A 16,439-nucleotide genomic window follows, 5' to 3' on the forward strand; every position below is an offset into this window, starting at 1 on the left:
AAAGGAGTTAAGCAGATGCAAGCTGCTTAACTCCTTTGTTCGTTTTTCATGATTATTGGCTACATTCTTAATCTATTTAATTTCGCTTATCATACAGCCTCTAATTTTATTTGGAGTTATTCTTAAACTCCGTTACTTGCTTTTTCTTCCCGACGGTCAAGCCTACTTTCGAAACCCGCGGCAAACCGACCTTCTGGTTCTCAAAGATTTTACTGTTATAGTCAATAATCAGACGTGATTGATTCTCGGAGGTAACTTGCATTTGATCATCCATTTGAATATTTTCTACCATTCCTGTAGCATTTCCCCGGATTGCATTTACTGTCAAATTCCCTTTGGCAAAAAAACCGCCATACACCCACAATACCGAACCGACGCCATAAATCGTTGCATTGCTATCCGTATAGAAAAAAGCTTGAAGGATTGGGGGATTATCGGGATTATCGTCATCAGTCTTTTTAGACGGATTACCGGGCTCAAAAGGCTTCTTAATATCTCTGAATGAATTCACACGATAAATATCAATAGCACCTTTGGAAATAAGCACAAGCTCCTTTCCCTCCAATCCTAGAATAGAGGCATCTACAATTTCCGTCGCGCCTAGAGTATAAATCGTCGCATCCATTTTCACTTTGTTATGAATAGATAAATTGCCTGTAACTAAAATATTGGCTTTAATATCAACACCGTCTGCGCTTATATTATTAATCGTTAAATCTCCATTTACGATGAACCAGCTGCTTTTATTTGTATTAACTTCGCCTTCCGGATGTTTGATTTGATCCGAATATTGCAATTGACTGAATACTTCTCCTCCATCTATCGTCAAATTGCCATTATACATCACCGTATCTACAAGCGGATTTGAAAACAAGTTGGCAAGACTGCTCTTACTTGCCTCATATTCATTATGCTCCTCAGTGTTAGAAGGATCAGGAGCCACTTCAGGCAGCGGTTCCAACACATCCACTCTTTGACGCATAAACTCCGCCAGATTCTCATGGGATGCCAATACATTCTTCACTTCCGTTCTTTGTGCAGCGGCAGCCAGCGTATCCGGGTTTTTCCCAATAGCCTGAATCATTTTATCCACGAAAGCTTCGTCTACTTCAATGCCGGCAAATTTGCTTTGGTCTTTGACATGAATATTTCCCGTGTCCGTGCTCGTCAGCACCTCTTTGATCGTTTTTACGCCTTCTCTCTCATCCTCACTAATACTTTTAAAATCGCTATTAGAGTTGCCTACACTTTCTACCGTATTACATTGCGGATTCGTTAGAGAGGTGGGGGAACTTACGCTTTCGCAGTAGTAGGCATTCAAACCATCGCCGGATGCACTCTTTTGAACGTAAGCACTCCCATCCAGTTTAGGAAACTTCGTTGGTTGATATAAGGGCACCCCAAGGTATAAATATTCTGCTTCGTTCTTAACCTTCAAAGCATCCCCTGCATAAATGTCACCGATAATGTAGGGTGAACCGTTTATCAATACCGTACCTTCCGAACCCATGGCATATTTCAAAGAATCAGGAAATGTGTCCAAGATCAAGTCCTGGGTTAGTCGGCGCGTAACATTATTTACGGTAGCCATCGCATTAATCGTAATTTCGTATTTCATCGAGCTGTCTTTTCTTTTATTTTCTTCGAAAGTAATACTATATATTTCCCCTTTGGCCGTACCAACCTCTTTATCCAGCAAAGTGCTGGTGGATATTCCGTTAAGCTCATCTTTAATTTTGTTTAACCTTTGTTGAACTTCATCAATATTAACGCCGTCCTGGCTTTGAAAATCCGACATAATATAAGCGGCTGCTTCATTCAATGCCTTTTCCGCCAAATGTAAACTTTGAACATCCTTTTGCTTCGTCTCGGTTCTAGTTGCTCCGCCTATACTTGCACTTAAGACCGCCATCCCTAGCAGCGAAAAGATAAGCACCATGAACAAAACTAACAGCAATGCGGAACCGCGTTCCTCGCGAACCATGTTACTCCTCCTTAAAACCCGAACTTGCTTTGCAGCGTGAGCTTGTGATCTCTACCTTTTGAAGTTTGGCTCAATTCAAGCGTGACATCTATCAGCCCGTTGGTGCATCCGTTCGTACAGTTGTTAATATGAATCAAGGAACCGCTCATAACACTGGACTTCAATTCGATGGCACTGCTTGTCGTTTTCTGATCGCTATATATGTAGACCTTATGATCCGAGCTATCAATAACGACGTGACGTTCAACTGTACGTTCCACAGTTTGTTCGCCATTTTTTTCTACTAATTTTATTTTCATCAGAATGCCTTTTTCGGTTTCATTGTTCGCGCTGAAATTTTCAACGGTTTCCGGGGCTTGTGTATAAAACTCACTCATGATCGCCGACATAATAATATCGCCTTCGTCGCGCAAGGAATTCTCTACATTTACCCGATCATAGGCCTTGAAACCAAAGTTAATTACCCCATAGATGGAACCGGCTATCAAAGAAAAAATGCTTAATGCGGCAATGAGCTCGATTAACGAATAACCCTTTTGCTCTTTGATGCTGTTAACGAATCGTCTCATTTGCAATATAACCCTCCACAATGACAGGCTTATTCCTTCCGTTATTCACGTTGCTATCTTTTACGGTGACTTCGATTTTAATGGGCAACAAATAATCCGTCATCCCTTTTTTCACGGGATCACTCTTCAATTCCTCTGTTATTTCTTTCTGATAGGAGACAGATATTTGATATTCAATATCGTTTACCTTTGGATTTAACACTTCCCAGAGCTTCATATTGGGATTAAGAAATAAATTTTGCAGATCATCCGTTTCGCAAATGTTGGGTGTGCTACATTTTTCTGGAGAAATCTTCGGGTTTATCGGATTTATAAAATAATTATGAATCGTTGTAAAGTTCTGTTTCTCCATATAAAATAAAGCATTCCTCGCCAAATTCACCATTACCGTTTTGTTCTGATTCCCTTTGTTATAGGACATGGCGTTGATGAAAAACGCCATCATCGCCATGGAAGCCACAGACAAAATCACTGTCGCAGCCAAAACCTCTATCAGCGTAAAGCCCTCTTCGCGGGGTTCTCTTCTTTTCATCTTTGTACTCCTATGATTCATAATCTCATAATTAACGCACCTGAAAATGCAGGACTATTGTACCATATTTTCGACTTCATAAGGGGATATCCCTGCATAAAAAGTGACAAACAGGGCTCAATTTGTGTCCTCTTCACACAAAATTAAAAAAGCCTCGCTCCCTAAGGAGCAAAGCTTTTAGCCTTATACATACGGCGGGTCCCACGCCTTTTTATCCCATCCCAGCGTGTCGCTGATCACGTTCATGTCACGATCCAGCTGGACGTTAACGCCGAATGGCAGCTTGCGTTGATGCCAGAACCGGACGTCGCGCCACTGCACTTCGTAGCCGTCCGTTTTCTCGGTCCAGCACACGTGGATACGCTGCGCGAAGTGTAGGAAAGCGCGAACGCCATCCGCGGCCATCGTAGCCTGAACAATGGGGTGTGACTGTTCCTGAGTATAGTTAATTTTACTGTATTCAACTTGGGTCACGACGGAGCCATCCCGAATTTCCCCCAAGAAAAATCGTGTATCGCTTTCGATGACGAACTGCCAACGAAACCAACTAATGCTGGGAATGAGGTGGCAAATGCCTTGTTCCAGCTCCAATTCCTTTTTGACCAGCTTCATATATCGTTTGCGTTGTTCGCTTCTGATGGCAATGTAGAGAAAGGTTGCCGCATAAATCAGCGCGAACATCTCCCCGATATGAAGCCCCCCGCTGCCGTGCCAGACGAATATCCAAATCAGTACGCCTATCGTATGCAAGGCAAACAAGAAAGGCTCGTAGAGGCAAAGCGTATCGAGATGGTGCCATTTCGAGGAAAACGGTCGGAGGCATTGTACGCCATACACGTTAAATAAATCCAAAAACACATGAAAAACGACAGCCAGAAAGATCCACATATACAAACTAAACCAATGCTCCCAAACACCGAAAATGGCGGCAAGCGGCAATCCGAGCACAATCGGCCAGATGAATAAGGCCGGCAAGGAGTGGGTAACTCCACGATGAACACGCACATAGTTCGAATATCCTTTGATTCTCGCAACCGCATCGAGATCCGGGGCGTGCGAACCGATGAGCGTCCCTGCAAGTATAGCATGAGTTAAGCTCGGATCTTGCGATACGGCGGGTACCAAACAGGCAAGTCCTGCCAAGGTGACGCCAAACAATAAATGGCTTCCTGTATCCATGTATCAATCACCAGTCCTTTGTCTTATGTGTGCGTTATCCCGCTTCTGATGATGTCGTTTGAACGACATTTGCCAACTGGTTTTCCTCCCACCGTTCATGCACATTGAACCAATAGAACCAAGAATCCGGCTGCTCGCGAATGACCTTCTCCATGAATCCGTTCAGCAGCAGATTCGCCTCGGCGCGCGCCATACGTCCGGTATGTTCAACGTGCAGGTCGACAGGCGAACCAAAAACGAGCCTGTGGTTAAATCCGTTTACGCGATGTCCATAAAACGGCACAACTGGAATTCGAAGCTCAAGTGCCAGCATGGCCGCACCTTCCGGCGTACGGGTCAGCCTCCCGAAGAGCCGGGATAAAGGAAACGAAGCGCGCCAGAAATCTCCAAGCAAAAAGACGACTCCTCCCCCCTGCAGATGCTTCTTTAAGGTCCGGTACAGCTCCAGAGGAGGTACGCTGTCATAATCCAGCCCTTTACAACCCATGGCAGCAAATTTTAAATATAGCGGTCTAAGCTCCGGGCTTCCCGCTGAAGCTACCGTGATACAATCGTATTTCCGGGTCAAATACCAATAGTAGTAGAAAAAATTGCCAACATGCGGCGAATAGACGATGAAGCCTTTCTCCTTCGAGCTTTTTCGGGCTGCTTCAAGATGCTCCTCGCCCTGCACATGGAATTTACGAGATTGCAGTTTTTTCAAACGACTGGATAAGAATAGGATTTCAAAAAGCGTAAACACGATATTTTTTACATATTGTCTGGAAATCGCGTTAATATCACGTATCGGCATGTCTCCAAGCAAATCTGCGATATTTTGATTCACGCGCATCAGAAAGCGATTACGCAAAGCAGCATAACCAACATAGGAAAAGAGTGAGCAAACCGCCTGCAGCATCCATAGCGGAACGAATCCAAGTATTTTTTCTATACGAGCCAGCTTTTGATCATTTGATGTTAGTTGCGCGATCCACTCATACAAAGTAAATCCTCCCTGCCTATACGTTTAAGAAATGGCGTTTATACCGCCGTGTAACCCGCTCTTTTTCCAAAATAATAAAAAAGTCAACAGTTTCGAATAGCTCATCATACGCCGGATCTCCGCCTATTTCTGCACCAAGCCATTGGTAGCCCTTCATGAGCGGGGGAAGCTTGCGAAACACTTCTTTTTCATTACACTCACCCTCTAATCGGGCAAGGCCCGGTATGCGGTGCGTTGATAGCGGTTCTATGCCGTAGCGATCCGTTATCACCTGTTTCTGAAGCAGCATCGTATAAATTAAATTTAAATCTTCCAAATTGCTCATATGCACGCTAGCGCAGCCAATTAGATGGGTATAATTTCGCTCAGTAATATAGCCGGCAATTCCTTCCCATAGAAGCTGAATCGCTTTTCCGCCGCGGTATTCCGGAGCTATGCAGCTGCGGCCTAATTCAAGCGTTTGTTTTGTATACTCGGCATACGCCGCTAGATTAAATTCGGTTTCCGAATAAAAGCCAATACCGTTCAAGGCGCGATCTCCAGGAAGCAACCGGTAAGTACCTATGACCTGTTCGGTCTCCAGGTCCGTCACAATGAGATGATCGCAGTACGCATCATAGGCGTCTTTTTCAAGACCTTCCTCATTAAGCATTCGCATGTTTTTCTCTTCTTGGGCGAAAACCTGATACCTGAGTCGCATGGCCTGCTCAATCTCACGTGCGCTGCTTGCAAGCCTAACCGAAAGTTTGGCTTGCTGCGGCGCTGTATTCAGAAGTGGTCCATTCATCTTCCTCACGCCTTTCCACTGGATTCTCTCATTTTCATGGTAGCAGAGGTTTATTATGGGGCCGTTTTCGTGTTATTAAACTTTTGTAATGTTTTGAACATTAAAAGAAAAACTTAGTCTGCGGCTTAATCTTTGTCTAAACTTGTATGAACTTGTCTAAACCTATCCGTTTCCCTTCTCAAGTTATTTTTGCACTCCACCCAGGGGTTGGCGATCTCAAGTGCGGCGAGTTTTCTGCTCGTGGAAAAACCAGGCGGAGAAATCCTATGTCTCATCACGCTACGGACACAGCGGCCGTTATTTTCGCGCAAAGCGTAGTGTCTCTCTGCTAACGGACACCCGAGTCCTTATTTGCCGACTTCGGGACGAAATCAGTCCCCAAATGAGCAAGTAACAGCGCTTATGTCCGTTACATATTCTAAGATATTCTTTTCCATCGAATAAGGTCCTCTCTGTCCGTCATCGAGGACAAAAACTACGCTATGCCCCATTACGTCTGTTCGACCCGCTGAGCAAACAGTCTTCCAAAGCTTTTCGTCGTAAAAACAAGTTATACATGAACACCACTTTCAACGATACAGTATCCGTAAGCAATGCTCACGTCCGAACTCCAATACGTATGAATTGGGAACTCCATTCCCTTATTTAAACAAATTGCCGAATTTCGTGGGCCCAAGGGGAACTACAGGCTCTTATTCAACCTCCATCGTCCAAATATGTGTCACAATAGCGAAATAGCGGCCCCTAGTTCCCTCTCCCTCACGCAGAGAGATCTTTTTGGCAAAATAACGGCCTGTAGTTCCACCATCTGCCTGAGAGTCATCGAGACTGGACTCTGACTCCCGACTCTAGATACAAAAAAAGGCCCTCGTCCGTAGGACGAAAGCCTGTTTCCGCTTATTTTAGCCAAAAATAAATCGGGATGAATAAAATGGATGTCATAATGCCGCAAAGCGCCATGGATAAACCGGCAAAAGCACCCTGCTGTTCCGAATCCTTGACAACTTTAGCCGTCCCGATCCCATGCGCGGCCGTGCCTAAAGCAATCCCGATCGAGATGTCATCCTTAATCTTCAACCAGTTCAAGATCTGTGTGCCAAACATACTGCCAAACAGCCCCGTCATCGTTGTAAGAACAGCCGTTAATTCAGGAATCGCACCTAAACGCGTGGCAATTTCAATTGAGATCGGCGAGCTAACCGACTTCGGCAGCATGCTGAGGATAATAGACTCGCTTCCACCCAAGAGTCCCACAATGGCTGCACTTGACGCTATGCCCGTAATTGAGCCTGCCAAAACGCTAACCATAACCCTTTTTAAATTGGAACGGATTAAGGCTCTGTATTTATATAGCGGGACACCCAAGGCGACTGTTGCTGGGCCGAGCAGAAGTGTCAACATATCCGCGCCACGTTTAAAGTCATCAAAAGGAATTCGAAAACCGACTATAATAAGAATAATAAGTCCTGTGCAAACGAAAAGCGGATGCATAAACCGCCATCGCTGATAAATAACATTGGCCAAAGCATAAATCACAACACTAAGCGACAAACCGAATATAGGATTCTGCAGCATGCTACCCGCCATACTTTTCCCCTTCCTTGCCAAGCTTAGAGGAAATCCAGCCTGTTACGATAAGAACGACAGCTGTCGCACCGACAATTCCACCGCAGATGGCTACCAGGTTCGCTCCTATAATTGGAAGAAACAGAAGGATTCCTACCGTATAAGGAATAAAAAAGAGCATCATATGCTTTGTCAGCATCAATGCCGCATCTTCCACCCATTCCAGTTTAACGACCTTAGCGAACAAGGCTGCAGTAAAGAGGATGAGCCCGATCACGTTGCCGGGTAACGGCAGGTGCAGGCCCATTTGGATCACATACCCTATGAAATTAAATCCTAGCAATATAGCAAAACCTAGCATGACTTCTCCTTTTCCGCTCAAACCAGCCTCATCCGGAGTCTTTATAAGCATTTCTAATTTCTCTTAACATAACATAAAAAATCGAGGACATAAAGATAGATAGCAGTATTTCTGCCCCTGTAATCCCCATACCTTCACCTCAATTTTGACGCCTTTTTGGATAGTGTATGAGAAAGAACGGCGAAAATGACTGCCTGATACTGAATATTATTTGTGACATTGTGGAATTGTATAGTAGGATCACCATCATATCGAAAAGGAGGGGAACCATCGCTATGGCAAAACCGGATAATCGGGAAAACAACCCGGCACGTCTGCAAAATGCAATCGACCATACAAAAGCGAACTTGCAAGAAGCTGAAGATTATTTAGACGAACACGCGGAAGAAATAACTTCTGAGGAGAAACAAAGCATTGAAGCCAAAAATCAACGTCGCAAACAAAGCATTAGCGGCTTCATAGAAGAAAAGAAAGACGAACAAAACCGATAAAAGGAAAAGGGGCTGTCTCGGAAGTAGAACATTCTACTTCCGAGACAGCCTCTTCCTTATTTCACCCTTTGCGAGGCACCTCAAAGCTCCAGAAGTCCTTCGCAATATGACTGTTGCTATGGATATGCTGCGCCTCTTGCAGCAGTTCAAGCACGGCATCTCCTTGATATCGCGAGCTGATATGCGTCATAATCAACGCGTTCGCACCCGCTTCCTGTGCGATCCGCGCCGCATCCGTCGATGTCGCATGATCGAAGGAATAAGCCAGCTCCTGCTTGTCCATGGCGAATGTCGCTTCATGAACAAGCACATCGGCGCCGCGAGCCAAAAGCTGAGCTCCGCTGCAGTAACGGGTATCGCCGAGAATAACGACGACCCGCCCGGGAATCGGCGCGCCCAGGAAATCGGCGCCATGAAGCGTGCGCCCATCTTCAAGCTCAACCGTTTGCCCTTGCTTAAGCTTTCCATAAACCGGTCCGGCCGGTATACCAAGCGCCGCAAGTTTATCATGCATCAGTTTGCCGGGCTGATCTTTCTCAATGACCCGATAACCGAAGCACTCGATGCGATGTTCCAAGCGAGCGGTTTCCACCAAGAAGGTTTCGTCTTCAAAGATAAGCCCTTCTTCCTCGATTTCCACAATATGCAGCGTATAACTCAAATGTGCGCCGCTGACCTCCAAAGCCGTGTCGACGAACCGTTTAAGCCCCGGCGGCCCATACATCGTAAGCGGCGTATCACCGCCCAAATACGAGCGGCTCGTTAACAAACCCGGCAAACCATACAGATGATCGCCATGTAAATGTGTAATGAACAACATCTCGGTCCTTCCGAGTTTTACGGGAGAGTTCAGAATCTGCTGCTGAGTCCCTTCTCCACAATCAAATAACCAGTAAGTTCCGCGTTCATCCAGCAAGTTAAGCGCGATCGCTGTTACATTGCGTTGTTTGGAAGGCATTCCTGCCCCCGTTCCCAAAAAATTTAGTTCCACGTTCTAAACTCCAATCTATCTGAAAATCGCTGGTGACAGCACGGAAAGCGAGGACACTGCCGAACATGGGATGTTCGAGCAAGCTGCCTCGCTTTTTGCTTAGACATTCTTAGCCTACGTTGAAATAACGTGCTTCTTTGTGAGCGAACACAATAGCCGAAACCGATGCTTCCGGCTCCATCATGAACGACTCCGTCAACTCGACACCGATATCTTCGGGCTTCAGAAGGCTGAACAGCTTCGCTTGATCCTCGAGATTCGGACATGCCGGATAGCCGAAGGAGAAGCGTTGTCCGGTGTATTTGGCTCCGAATCGCTCTTGCATCGTCATATCCACACGATCCGCGATCCCCCAAACATCCCGCATAATATGATGGATACGTTCTGCGAAACCTTCCGCCACTTCCAAGGCCGTCGCCTGAAGCGCATGAGATTTCAAATAATCCCCGTTGTCGCGCCATTCCTTCGCCAACTCATTGATATTATGCCCTGCTGTTACAAGCAGGAAACCCACATAATCCATTTGACCGCTCTCCACGGACTTCAAGTAGTCTGCAAGGCACAGATACGGCTCTTTGTCTTGGCGCGGGAACGTGAAAGTTTCCAGAACTTTGCTGTGATCCTGCGGATCGTAGACGATAACATCGTTACCGCTCGATTGCGCGGGGAAGAAGCGGTACATCCCGTGCGCTTTAATAATCCCATTATTTTGAGCAGCATATAGAATCGAATCGACCGTATCCTTCAGCTGCAGCGCTTTAGTATCCTTATCGCCCAGCAGTTGCTCAACTTTCCCTTTCAGGCCGAGATGATGACCTAGCAGCATCTGCATGTTGACATAGGGCATGAGGTGGCCGATCGGATAGTCCCTCATAATATGACGTTCCGTGTCCTGAGGCACTTGTACTGGCAAATCTTTGGACACAGCAGACGAACTCACGCGAGTAAGCTGCGGCAGCTTCTCTTCCTTCTTGCCTGTATCCATCACATCGGATTCCAAGCTATCTCTTAGTTCTTGAATGAGTCGTTGCCGTTGTTCAGGATCGCTCAACCGGTTAGCAATGTCCAAACCGTCCATCGCATCCTTCGCATAGAGGACCACGCCTTCATATTCCGGCTGAATACGTGTTTTGGTGAATTTGCGTGTCAGCGCGGCGCCACCGACGAGAATCGGCACATCTACTCCTGCCGTACGCAAATCCTGCGCGGTTACAACCATTTGCTGTGCGGATTTGACCAGCAGTCCCGATAATCCGATCGCATCTGCTTTTTCTCTGCGATACGCTTCAATAATTTGCTCCGGCGGTACTTTAATCCCGAGGTTTACAATCTTATAGCCATTGTTCGAGAGAATAATTTCGACCAGATTTTTTCCGATATCGTGCACGTCGCCTTTTACGGTAGCCAGGATGATTTTACCTTTGACAGCTGTTTCCGACTTCTCCATAAAAGGTTCCAAAAAACTAACCGAAGCTTTCATCACCTCGGCGCTTTGCAGAACTTCCGCAACGATCAATTCGTTGTTATTGAAGAGACGGCCGACTTCCTCCATCCCCCTCATCAGAGGACCATTAATGACTTCAAGCGGCGAATAAGTTTGCAAGGCAATTTCCAAATCAGGAATCAGCCCTTCTTTCGTCCCTTCAACCACATAAGAGCCCAGTCTTTCTTCCAGAGACAGATTCGAAATCTTCTCCTTCTTCTCGACTTTCTTCTCACGGAAATGAGCGACGAAATTTGCTAACGTCTCATCACTCGTATTATAAATCAATTCCTCGGCCAGTTGACGCTCTTCCTCCGAAATGGAGGCATAACGCTCCAACTTCTCTGTATTCACAATCGCGTAATCGAGACCCGCTTTCGTACAATGGTACAAATAAACCGAGTTCAACACTTCGCGTCCGGCATCCGGTAAGCCGAAGGAAATATTGCTTAAGCCGAGAATCGTTTTCGCTCTTGGATATTTCTCTTTAATCAGTTTAATCCCTTCGATCGTTTCCACGGCAGAACCGATATATTGCGGATCGCCTGAACCGACAGGGAACATGTTCGGATCAAAAATGATATCCTCAGGATTCATCCCGTATTTCTCAGTAAGCAGCTCATACGCTCGCGTTGCCACTTCAATCTTCGCTTCACGCGAGACGGCCTGCCCGCGCTCGTCAATGAGAATACAAACAACGGATGCCCCATATCTATGGATAAGCGGCAAGATCCCTTCGAATTTCGTCTCACCATCCTCCAAGTTAATGGAGTTGATTATTGCTTTACCTTGCGAATACTTAAGGCCGAGCTCAATAATATGGTCATAGGTCGAGTCAATCATCAAAGGTACTTTCACCTTTTTGACGACCTGCTGCATGAACTCTTCTATCGCATAAGCCTCATCAATGTCCGTATCCTGCAAATTGATATCGATAACGTGAGCACCGTTCTTCACTTGATTACGGGCAATCTCTGAACCCTCTTCAAATTTGCCCTCTTTAATCAGGCGTTTGAATTTACGCGATCCCGAAATATTCGTTCGTTCTCCGACCATGATCGGACGGTTTTCAGGCTCGATAAATAAGGTTTCAATGCCAGAAACTGCGGGTAAATGAGTACCGTATTCTGTTCTTGGTTTAAACTGACTTAGCGTCTCCGCCATGGCACGAATGTGATCAGGCGTAGTTCCGCAACAGCCACCGGCAATATTCAGCCAGCCTTGTTCGGCAAATCCAGCCATTTTCTTCGCCAATGATTCCGGCGATTCATGATAATGTCCGTTCTCGTCCGGCAAGCCGGCATTCGGATAACAACTGATCGCCGTTTCTGCAATGTCCGATAACGTCCGAATATGATCCCTCATGAATTCTGGACCTGTCGCACAGTTCAATCCCATGGAGATCGGCTTCAGATGTTCAAGTGAAATATAGAACGACTCAATATTCTGCCCTGCTAAGGTTGTTCCCATCGGTTCAATCGTGCCCGAAATCATAATCGGAAGCTCAAAGCCCAACGTCTCAAAAGCTCTGCGAATACCTATGCTTCCTGCCTTCACATTCAACGTATCTTGGGAAGTTTCTAAAAGGATGGCATCTACCCCAGCTTCACTCAAAGCTAATGCTTGCTGGTAATAACTTTCTTCCAGTTGATCGAACGTAACGCCGCCCGTTACTGACAATGTTTTGGTCGTTGGCCCCATTGCACCTACGACATAACGCGGCCACTCCGGCGTTGAATATTTATTCGCAGCTTCAATAGCCAGCTTGGCTGCGGCAAGATTCAGTTCACGGTGACGGTCTTGTAAATCGTACTCAGCAAGAACGACACTTGTTGTTCCAAACGTATTCGTTTCAATCATATCCGCGCCTGCGGCGAAATAAGCTTCATGAATCTTACGGATCACGTCCGGGCGTGTTACGCATAAAATTTCATTACAGCCATCTAAATCATCGCTTCCGAAATCATCAGCTGTTAAGTTCTCCTGCTGAATCATCGTACCCATGGCGCCATCGAGGATCATGATCTTTTTCTTTAGCTGCTCTTGAATCGGTGGTTTAGACATGAAATGACTCCCTTTCAACTTATCCTAAAGCGTTAGAAAATAAAAAATCGACAAATTATGTTAAGATTTAGTGTAACAGAATACGGGTTCTATGAAAAGAATATGAATTATCATAAATACCTATAGGTTTTATCGGATAATCTTATGTTCTTTCATCGACAGCTCACATCATTTACACTATAATACAAGTATATTTACTTAGAAAGAGGGATGCTCCATGGCACAAATAAGAATTCGCAACACGAATGAAAGAATTGAAGGCGAAGAACAAGTCAAAGCCTTCTTGGATAGTCACGAAGTCGTATATGAACACTGGGATGCAAATAAGCTTCCTGAAGCTCTTCGTGAGAAATTCGTGCTTAACGATGAAGAGAAAGCTCAAATCATTAGCACTTATGAACCGGAAATCCGTGATTTAGCAGCCAGACGCGGTTACGAAATTTGGGATGTTATCTCCCTTTCCGATGCTACGCCGAACATTGAAGAACTGCTTAAGAAGTTTGAGCAAGTTCATACGCACACAGAGGATGAAATTCGCGCAATCGTTTCAGGTAAAGGTATTTTCATCATTAAATCCGAAGAAATCGGCTATTTCGATGTTGAACTTGAGCCAGGCGATGTGATCTCTGTTCCTGAGAACACGAACCACTTCTTTACATTGATGGATAATCGCCAAATCGTTGCCGTTCGTCTTTTTATCGAAAAAGATGGATGGGTTGCTTACAATGTAGATGATCCTGCATTCATCAAAGCTTAATTGATCCTTTTAGACAAAAGCCCAACAGCGCAGGACTACTCGTCCTGACAGCCGTTGGGCTTTTCATTATGCCGTATTAAGCATTTGCGATAATCGGTAAAATTTCTTGCAAGCGAGATACCTCGAAAGCAGGAATAATCTCGTCTCCGCTTTGCAGCCCATGATGATTGATCCAAATATTGCGCATGCCTACACGTCCGGAACCAAGAATATCCGTTGTTAATTTATCGCCGATCATGATTCCTTCTTCCGCATGAATCCCCAACAGTGCTAAAGCATGATGGAATATCGAAACATCGGGCTTGCCTACGCCAAATTCGCCTGAAATGACAATATGGTCAAAGTAGGAAGAGATGGCTGGAACGCCAGCTAACTTTTCTTTTTGCAGATCTGGCGAACCATTCGTTAGAAGGAGCAGCTTGTAGCTTCCTTTCAAGGTATCCAGAACACGGAACGTTTCCTCATACACGAATGGACGCTTGCGGCGTTCAGCAGGAAAAAGTTCTCCGAGCTTATAGCCTAGCTCCGGATCTTCGATCCCGAGTGCACGAAGCCCGCGAGTCCACGATTCTGTTCGATAACCCGGCGCCAATGTCTCCAGTTTGCGAAAATTCTCATCTTCACCTTGTGTAAAATTGGCCCAAAGTCCTTCAAATGGGTTAATGCCAATCATTTTCGTAAACGCAAACGTTTCATAAGATTCGTATAAAGCACGGGCTTCCTTACGCACAGCTGCTTCCAGCTCTTCCGGATTCACTGCCGCGTGTTTGGCTGCTTCCGCACAAGTCGCTTCAAAAGCTTCTTGCACACTACGGTCATCCCAAAGCAGCGTATCGTCCAAATCAAAAAGTACAGCCTTCAACGTCATCATTCATTTCCCCTTTGAATGTTGTCTCTATGTGAAATAGCAACTACTCTTCGTCCGTAAACTTGATGGAATCAAGTTGAACTTTAAGATTGCCACGGAAAGCCTCAATATATTTTTTTCGCAGTTCATTGCGTTCATCGATTTCCGCATCCGTTAAACCAACGGTTTTCGCTTTGCGAGCAAGCTCATTGATACGCTCGATGTTCTTTTCCATACTGTCACTCATAATGATCCTCCAGTTCAAAAAATTCAATATGAGTATTACTTTGCCATCCCTCTAGTAGAATGTCAAGAAAACGACAAAAAGAGGTATAGGATCGTATCCCAGCCTCTCTGCGCCCCTGCGTATGATATTCGATATGTTTGCTGAAATTTATGGGAGTAATAGAACTTGTCCTTCTTTCAAGGAGCTAGTTGTCAAATGATTCTTCTTCTTCACCTTATCTACATAAGAACGAATGTTCTCTCCATCCTTTTTATGATCTGCTGCAATGTCCCACAGCGTGTCGCCCGCTTGAATGACAACTTGTTCTTGAACGACGACCTTAGAAACCGTTGGAGTAGACACATTGTTGCTTGTCGGAGAAGATGATGCTGCGTAAGCTTGCACCATGGCTCCAAATGAGAACACCGTTCCCAATATTACAGCTATAAATAGGAAACGAATGAAAGTCTTCGTATATCGTGGATTAGAAGTCATCCCTTTGGATGCGGCCGTTGATCTATGAGGTGTGCCAGAATTGTTAGTGTGTGAGTAAGCCATGTACATGAGTAATCATCCCCCAAACATTTGTTCTGTTCTTAGAATAACACGAACATATGTTTGAGTCAATGCTAATCTCGAACTTATGTTTGTACGAACTCGGGTTCTATGTTATACTTTGGGTAATGATTCCCAGTATTGGAGTGATAACTATTGAGTAAGATTTCGCAGCGTCAACAAGCTATTTTGGAATACATTAAGAACGAAGTGAAAGATAAGGGTTACCCGCCTTCCGTACGTGAAATCGGCGAGGCCGTTGGACTAGCCTCCAGTTCAACCGTTCACGGGCATTTGGAACGTCTTGAGAAAAAAGGATTAATTCGTCGAGATCCTACAAAGCCTCGTGCCATCGAGATTCTAGGTTTGGACGGTGCTGAAACTCATTTCGCTGTCTCCGTTGCGCGCGTTCCGCTCGTAGGTAAAGTAACCGCTGGGGTGCCAATCACGGCAACAGAGAACATTGAAGACTACTTCCCTCTTCCTGTCAGCATGGTAGGCGATAACAACGTGTTTATGCTGAGTGTTTTGGGTGACAGTATGATCGAAGCCGGTATTCATAACGGAGATTATGTCATCGTCAAACAGCAGCAAACAGCGAACAACGGAGACATTGTTGTCGCGATGACGGAAGACGATGAAGCTACAGTCAAACGGTTCTATAAAGAGAAGGACCACATTCGTCTGCAGCCGGAAAACTCCGCTTTAAAGCCGCTCTTATTGAAAAACGTCACCATTCTTGGCCGTGTCATCGGTTTGTTCCGGGATATGTAGCAGGAATACATAAAGCACCGAGAGGACTTTGTCCTTCGGTGCTTTTTTAGCTTCTTTAGTGCAGAGTGAGATGTGCGTGCTAGGGAGATGGCTTCTTTAACTGCAGATAGAGGTATGCGGTACTAGGGAGAGGGAACTGAGATCCTCTATTTGGGCGTACACGAGGTATTTGATTGTTGGGAGGGAACTACGGTCCTCTATTTTGCCGTTCTCGGCGGAAATACGGGTTCCCGGAGGCAAATAAGGCCCTGTAGCTCCGCTCACAGTGAGAAACTGGCCAACTGGGCACAA

General features: G+C 45.5%; 16 protein-coding genes. 3 read left to right on the plus strand and 13 right to left on the minus strand.

What is annotated here, in order from left to right:
* Positions 1-106: 106 nt before the first annotated feature.
* From GC097_RS03340 to GC097_RS03375, 8 genes are all read right to left on the minus strand, one after another.
* Positions 107-1,984, minus strand: a complete 1,878-nt coding sequence (locus GC097_RS03340) for a hypothetical protein (protein ID WP_171681937.1) — start codon at positions 1,982-1,984, stop codon at positions 107-109.
* An 11-nt stretch (positions 1,985-1,995) separates the two neighbouring features.
* A complete protein-coding gene (locus tag GC097_RS03345) occupies positions 1,996-2,553 on the minus strand; it encodes a PulJ/GspJ family protein (RefSeq protein ID WP_171681938.1) in 558 nt (185 codons plus the stop codon).
* Positions 2,537-3,085: a type IV pilus modification PilV family protein gene (locus tag GC097_RS03350; RefSeq protein ID WP_171681939.1), complete on the minus strand. Its 549-nt coding sequence runs from the start codon at positions 3,083-3,085 to the stop codon at positions 2,537-2,539. Before GC097_RS03350 ends, GC097_RS03345 begins: the two co-directional genes overlap by 17 nt.
* A gap of 183 nt (positions 3,086-3,268) precedes the next feature.
* Positions 3,269-4,264 (minus strand): metal-dependent hydrolase, encoded by a 996-nt coding sequence (locus GC097_RS03355; RefSeq protein WP_171681940.1) that lies wholly within the window; start codon positions 4,262-4,264, stop codon positions 3,269-3,271.
* Positions 4,265-4,298: 34 nt separating this feature from the next.
* Positions 4,299-5,246, minus strand: coding sequence for a lysophospholipid acyltransferase family protein (locus GC097_RS03360; RefSeq protein ID WP_171681941.1), 948 nt, complete (start codon positions 5,244-5,246; stop codon positions 4,299-4,301).
* A 16-nt stretch (positions 5,247-5,262) separates the two neighbouring features.
* A complete protein-coding gene (locus GC097_RS03365; protein ID WP_171681942.1) occupies positions 5,263-6,033 on the minus strand; it encodes a GNAT family N-acetyltransferase in 771 nt (256 codons plus the stop codon).
* Between the two features lie 897 nt (positions 6,034-6,930).
* Positions 6,931-7,620, minus strand: coding sequence for an LrgB family protein (locus tag GC097_RS03370; protein WP_171681943.1), 690 nt, complete (start codon positions 7,618-7,620; stop codon positions 6,931-6,933).
* Positions 7,610-8,011 (minus strand): CidA/LrgA family protein, encoded by a 402-nt coding sequence (locus GC097_RS03375; RefSeq protein WP_246293924.1) that lies wholly within the window; start codon positions 8,009-8,011, stop codon positions 7,610-7,612. Before GC097_RS03375 ends, GC097_RS03370 begins: the two co-directional genes overlap by 11 nt.
* 224 nt (positions 8,012-8,235) lie before the next feature.
* On the opposite strand from GC097_RS03375, the gene tlp reads away from it, so the two are divergent.
* The gene (gene tlp, locus GC097_RS03380) at positions 8,236-8,451 is read left to right on the plus strand and encodes a small acid-soluble spore protein Tlp (RefSeq protein WP_171681944.1); all 216 of its coding nucleotides are present in this window, start codon (positions 8,236-8,238) and stop codon (positions 8,449-8,451) included.
* Between the two features lie 61 nt (positions 8,452-8,512).
* On the opposite strand, the gene rnz is transcribed toward tlp, so the two are convergent.
* A complete protein-coding gene (gene rnz, locus GC097_RS03385; protein ID WP_171681945.1) occupies positions 8,513-9,442 on the minus strand; it encodes a ribonuclease Z in 930 nt (309 codons plus the stop codon).
* A 109-nt stretch (positions 9,443-9,551) separates the two neighbouring features.
* Positions 9,552-12,989 carry a methionine synthase gene (metH, locus tag GC097_RS03390; protein ID WP_171681946.1) on the minus strand — a complete coding sequence of 1,146 codons (3,438 nt, stop codon included), beginning with the start codon at positions 12,987-12,989 and terminating at the stop codon, positions 9,552-9,554.
* Positions 12,990-13,206: 217 nt separating this feature from the next.
* On the opposite strand from metH, the gene mtnD reads away from it, so the two are divergent.
* Positions 13,207-13,746: an acireductone dioxygenase gene (gene mtnD, locus GC097_RS03395; protein ID WP_171681947.1), complete on the plus strand. Its 540-nt coding sequence runs from the start codon at positions 13,207-13,209 to the stop codon at positions 13,744-13,746.
* A gap of 76 nt (positions 13,747-13,822) precedes the next feature.
* Here the strand turns inward: mtnD and GC097_RS03400 are convergent, their stop codons facing one another.
* From GC097_RS03400 to GC097_RS03410, 3 genes are all read right to left on the minus strand, one after another.
* Positions 13,823-14,614: an HAD family hydrolase gene (locus tag GC097_RS03400; protein ID WP_171682233.1), complete on the minus strand. Its 792-nt coding sequence runs from the start codon at positions 14,612-14,614 to the stop codon at positions 13,823-13,825.
* 43 nt (positions 14,615-14,657) lie between these two features.
* A complete protein-coding gene (locus GC097_RS03405; protein WP_145655075.1) occupies positions 14,658-14,840 on the minus strand; it encodes a DUF896 domain-containing protein in 183 nt (60 codons plus the stop codon).
* 147 nt (positions 14,841-14,987) lie between these two features.
* Positions 14,988-15,254 (minus strand): LysM peptidoglycan-binding domain-containing protein, encoded by a 267-nt coding sequence (locus tag GC097_RS03410; protein WP_171681948.1) that lies wholly within the window; start codon positions 15,252-15,254, stop codon positions 14,988-14,990.
* A gap of 276 nt (positions 15,255-15,530) precedes the next feature.
* Here GC097_RS03410 and lexA point away from each other — a divergent pair, with 276 nt between their 5' ends.
* On the plus strand, positions 15,531-16,148 hold the full coding sequence (gene lexA / locus GC097_RS03415; protein WP_167054053.1) for a transcriptional repressor LexA: 618 nt from the start codon (positions 15,531-15,533) through the stop codon (positions 16,146-16,148).
* The last annotated feature ends 291 nt before the right edge of the window (positions 16,149-16,439 follow it).

This window comes from Paenibacillus planticolens (genome assembly GCF_013141725.1).
In the GTDB taxonomy this organism is placed as follows: Bacteria; Bacillota; Bacilli; order Paenibacillales; family NBRC-103111; genus Paenibacillus_E; species Paenibacillus_E planticolens.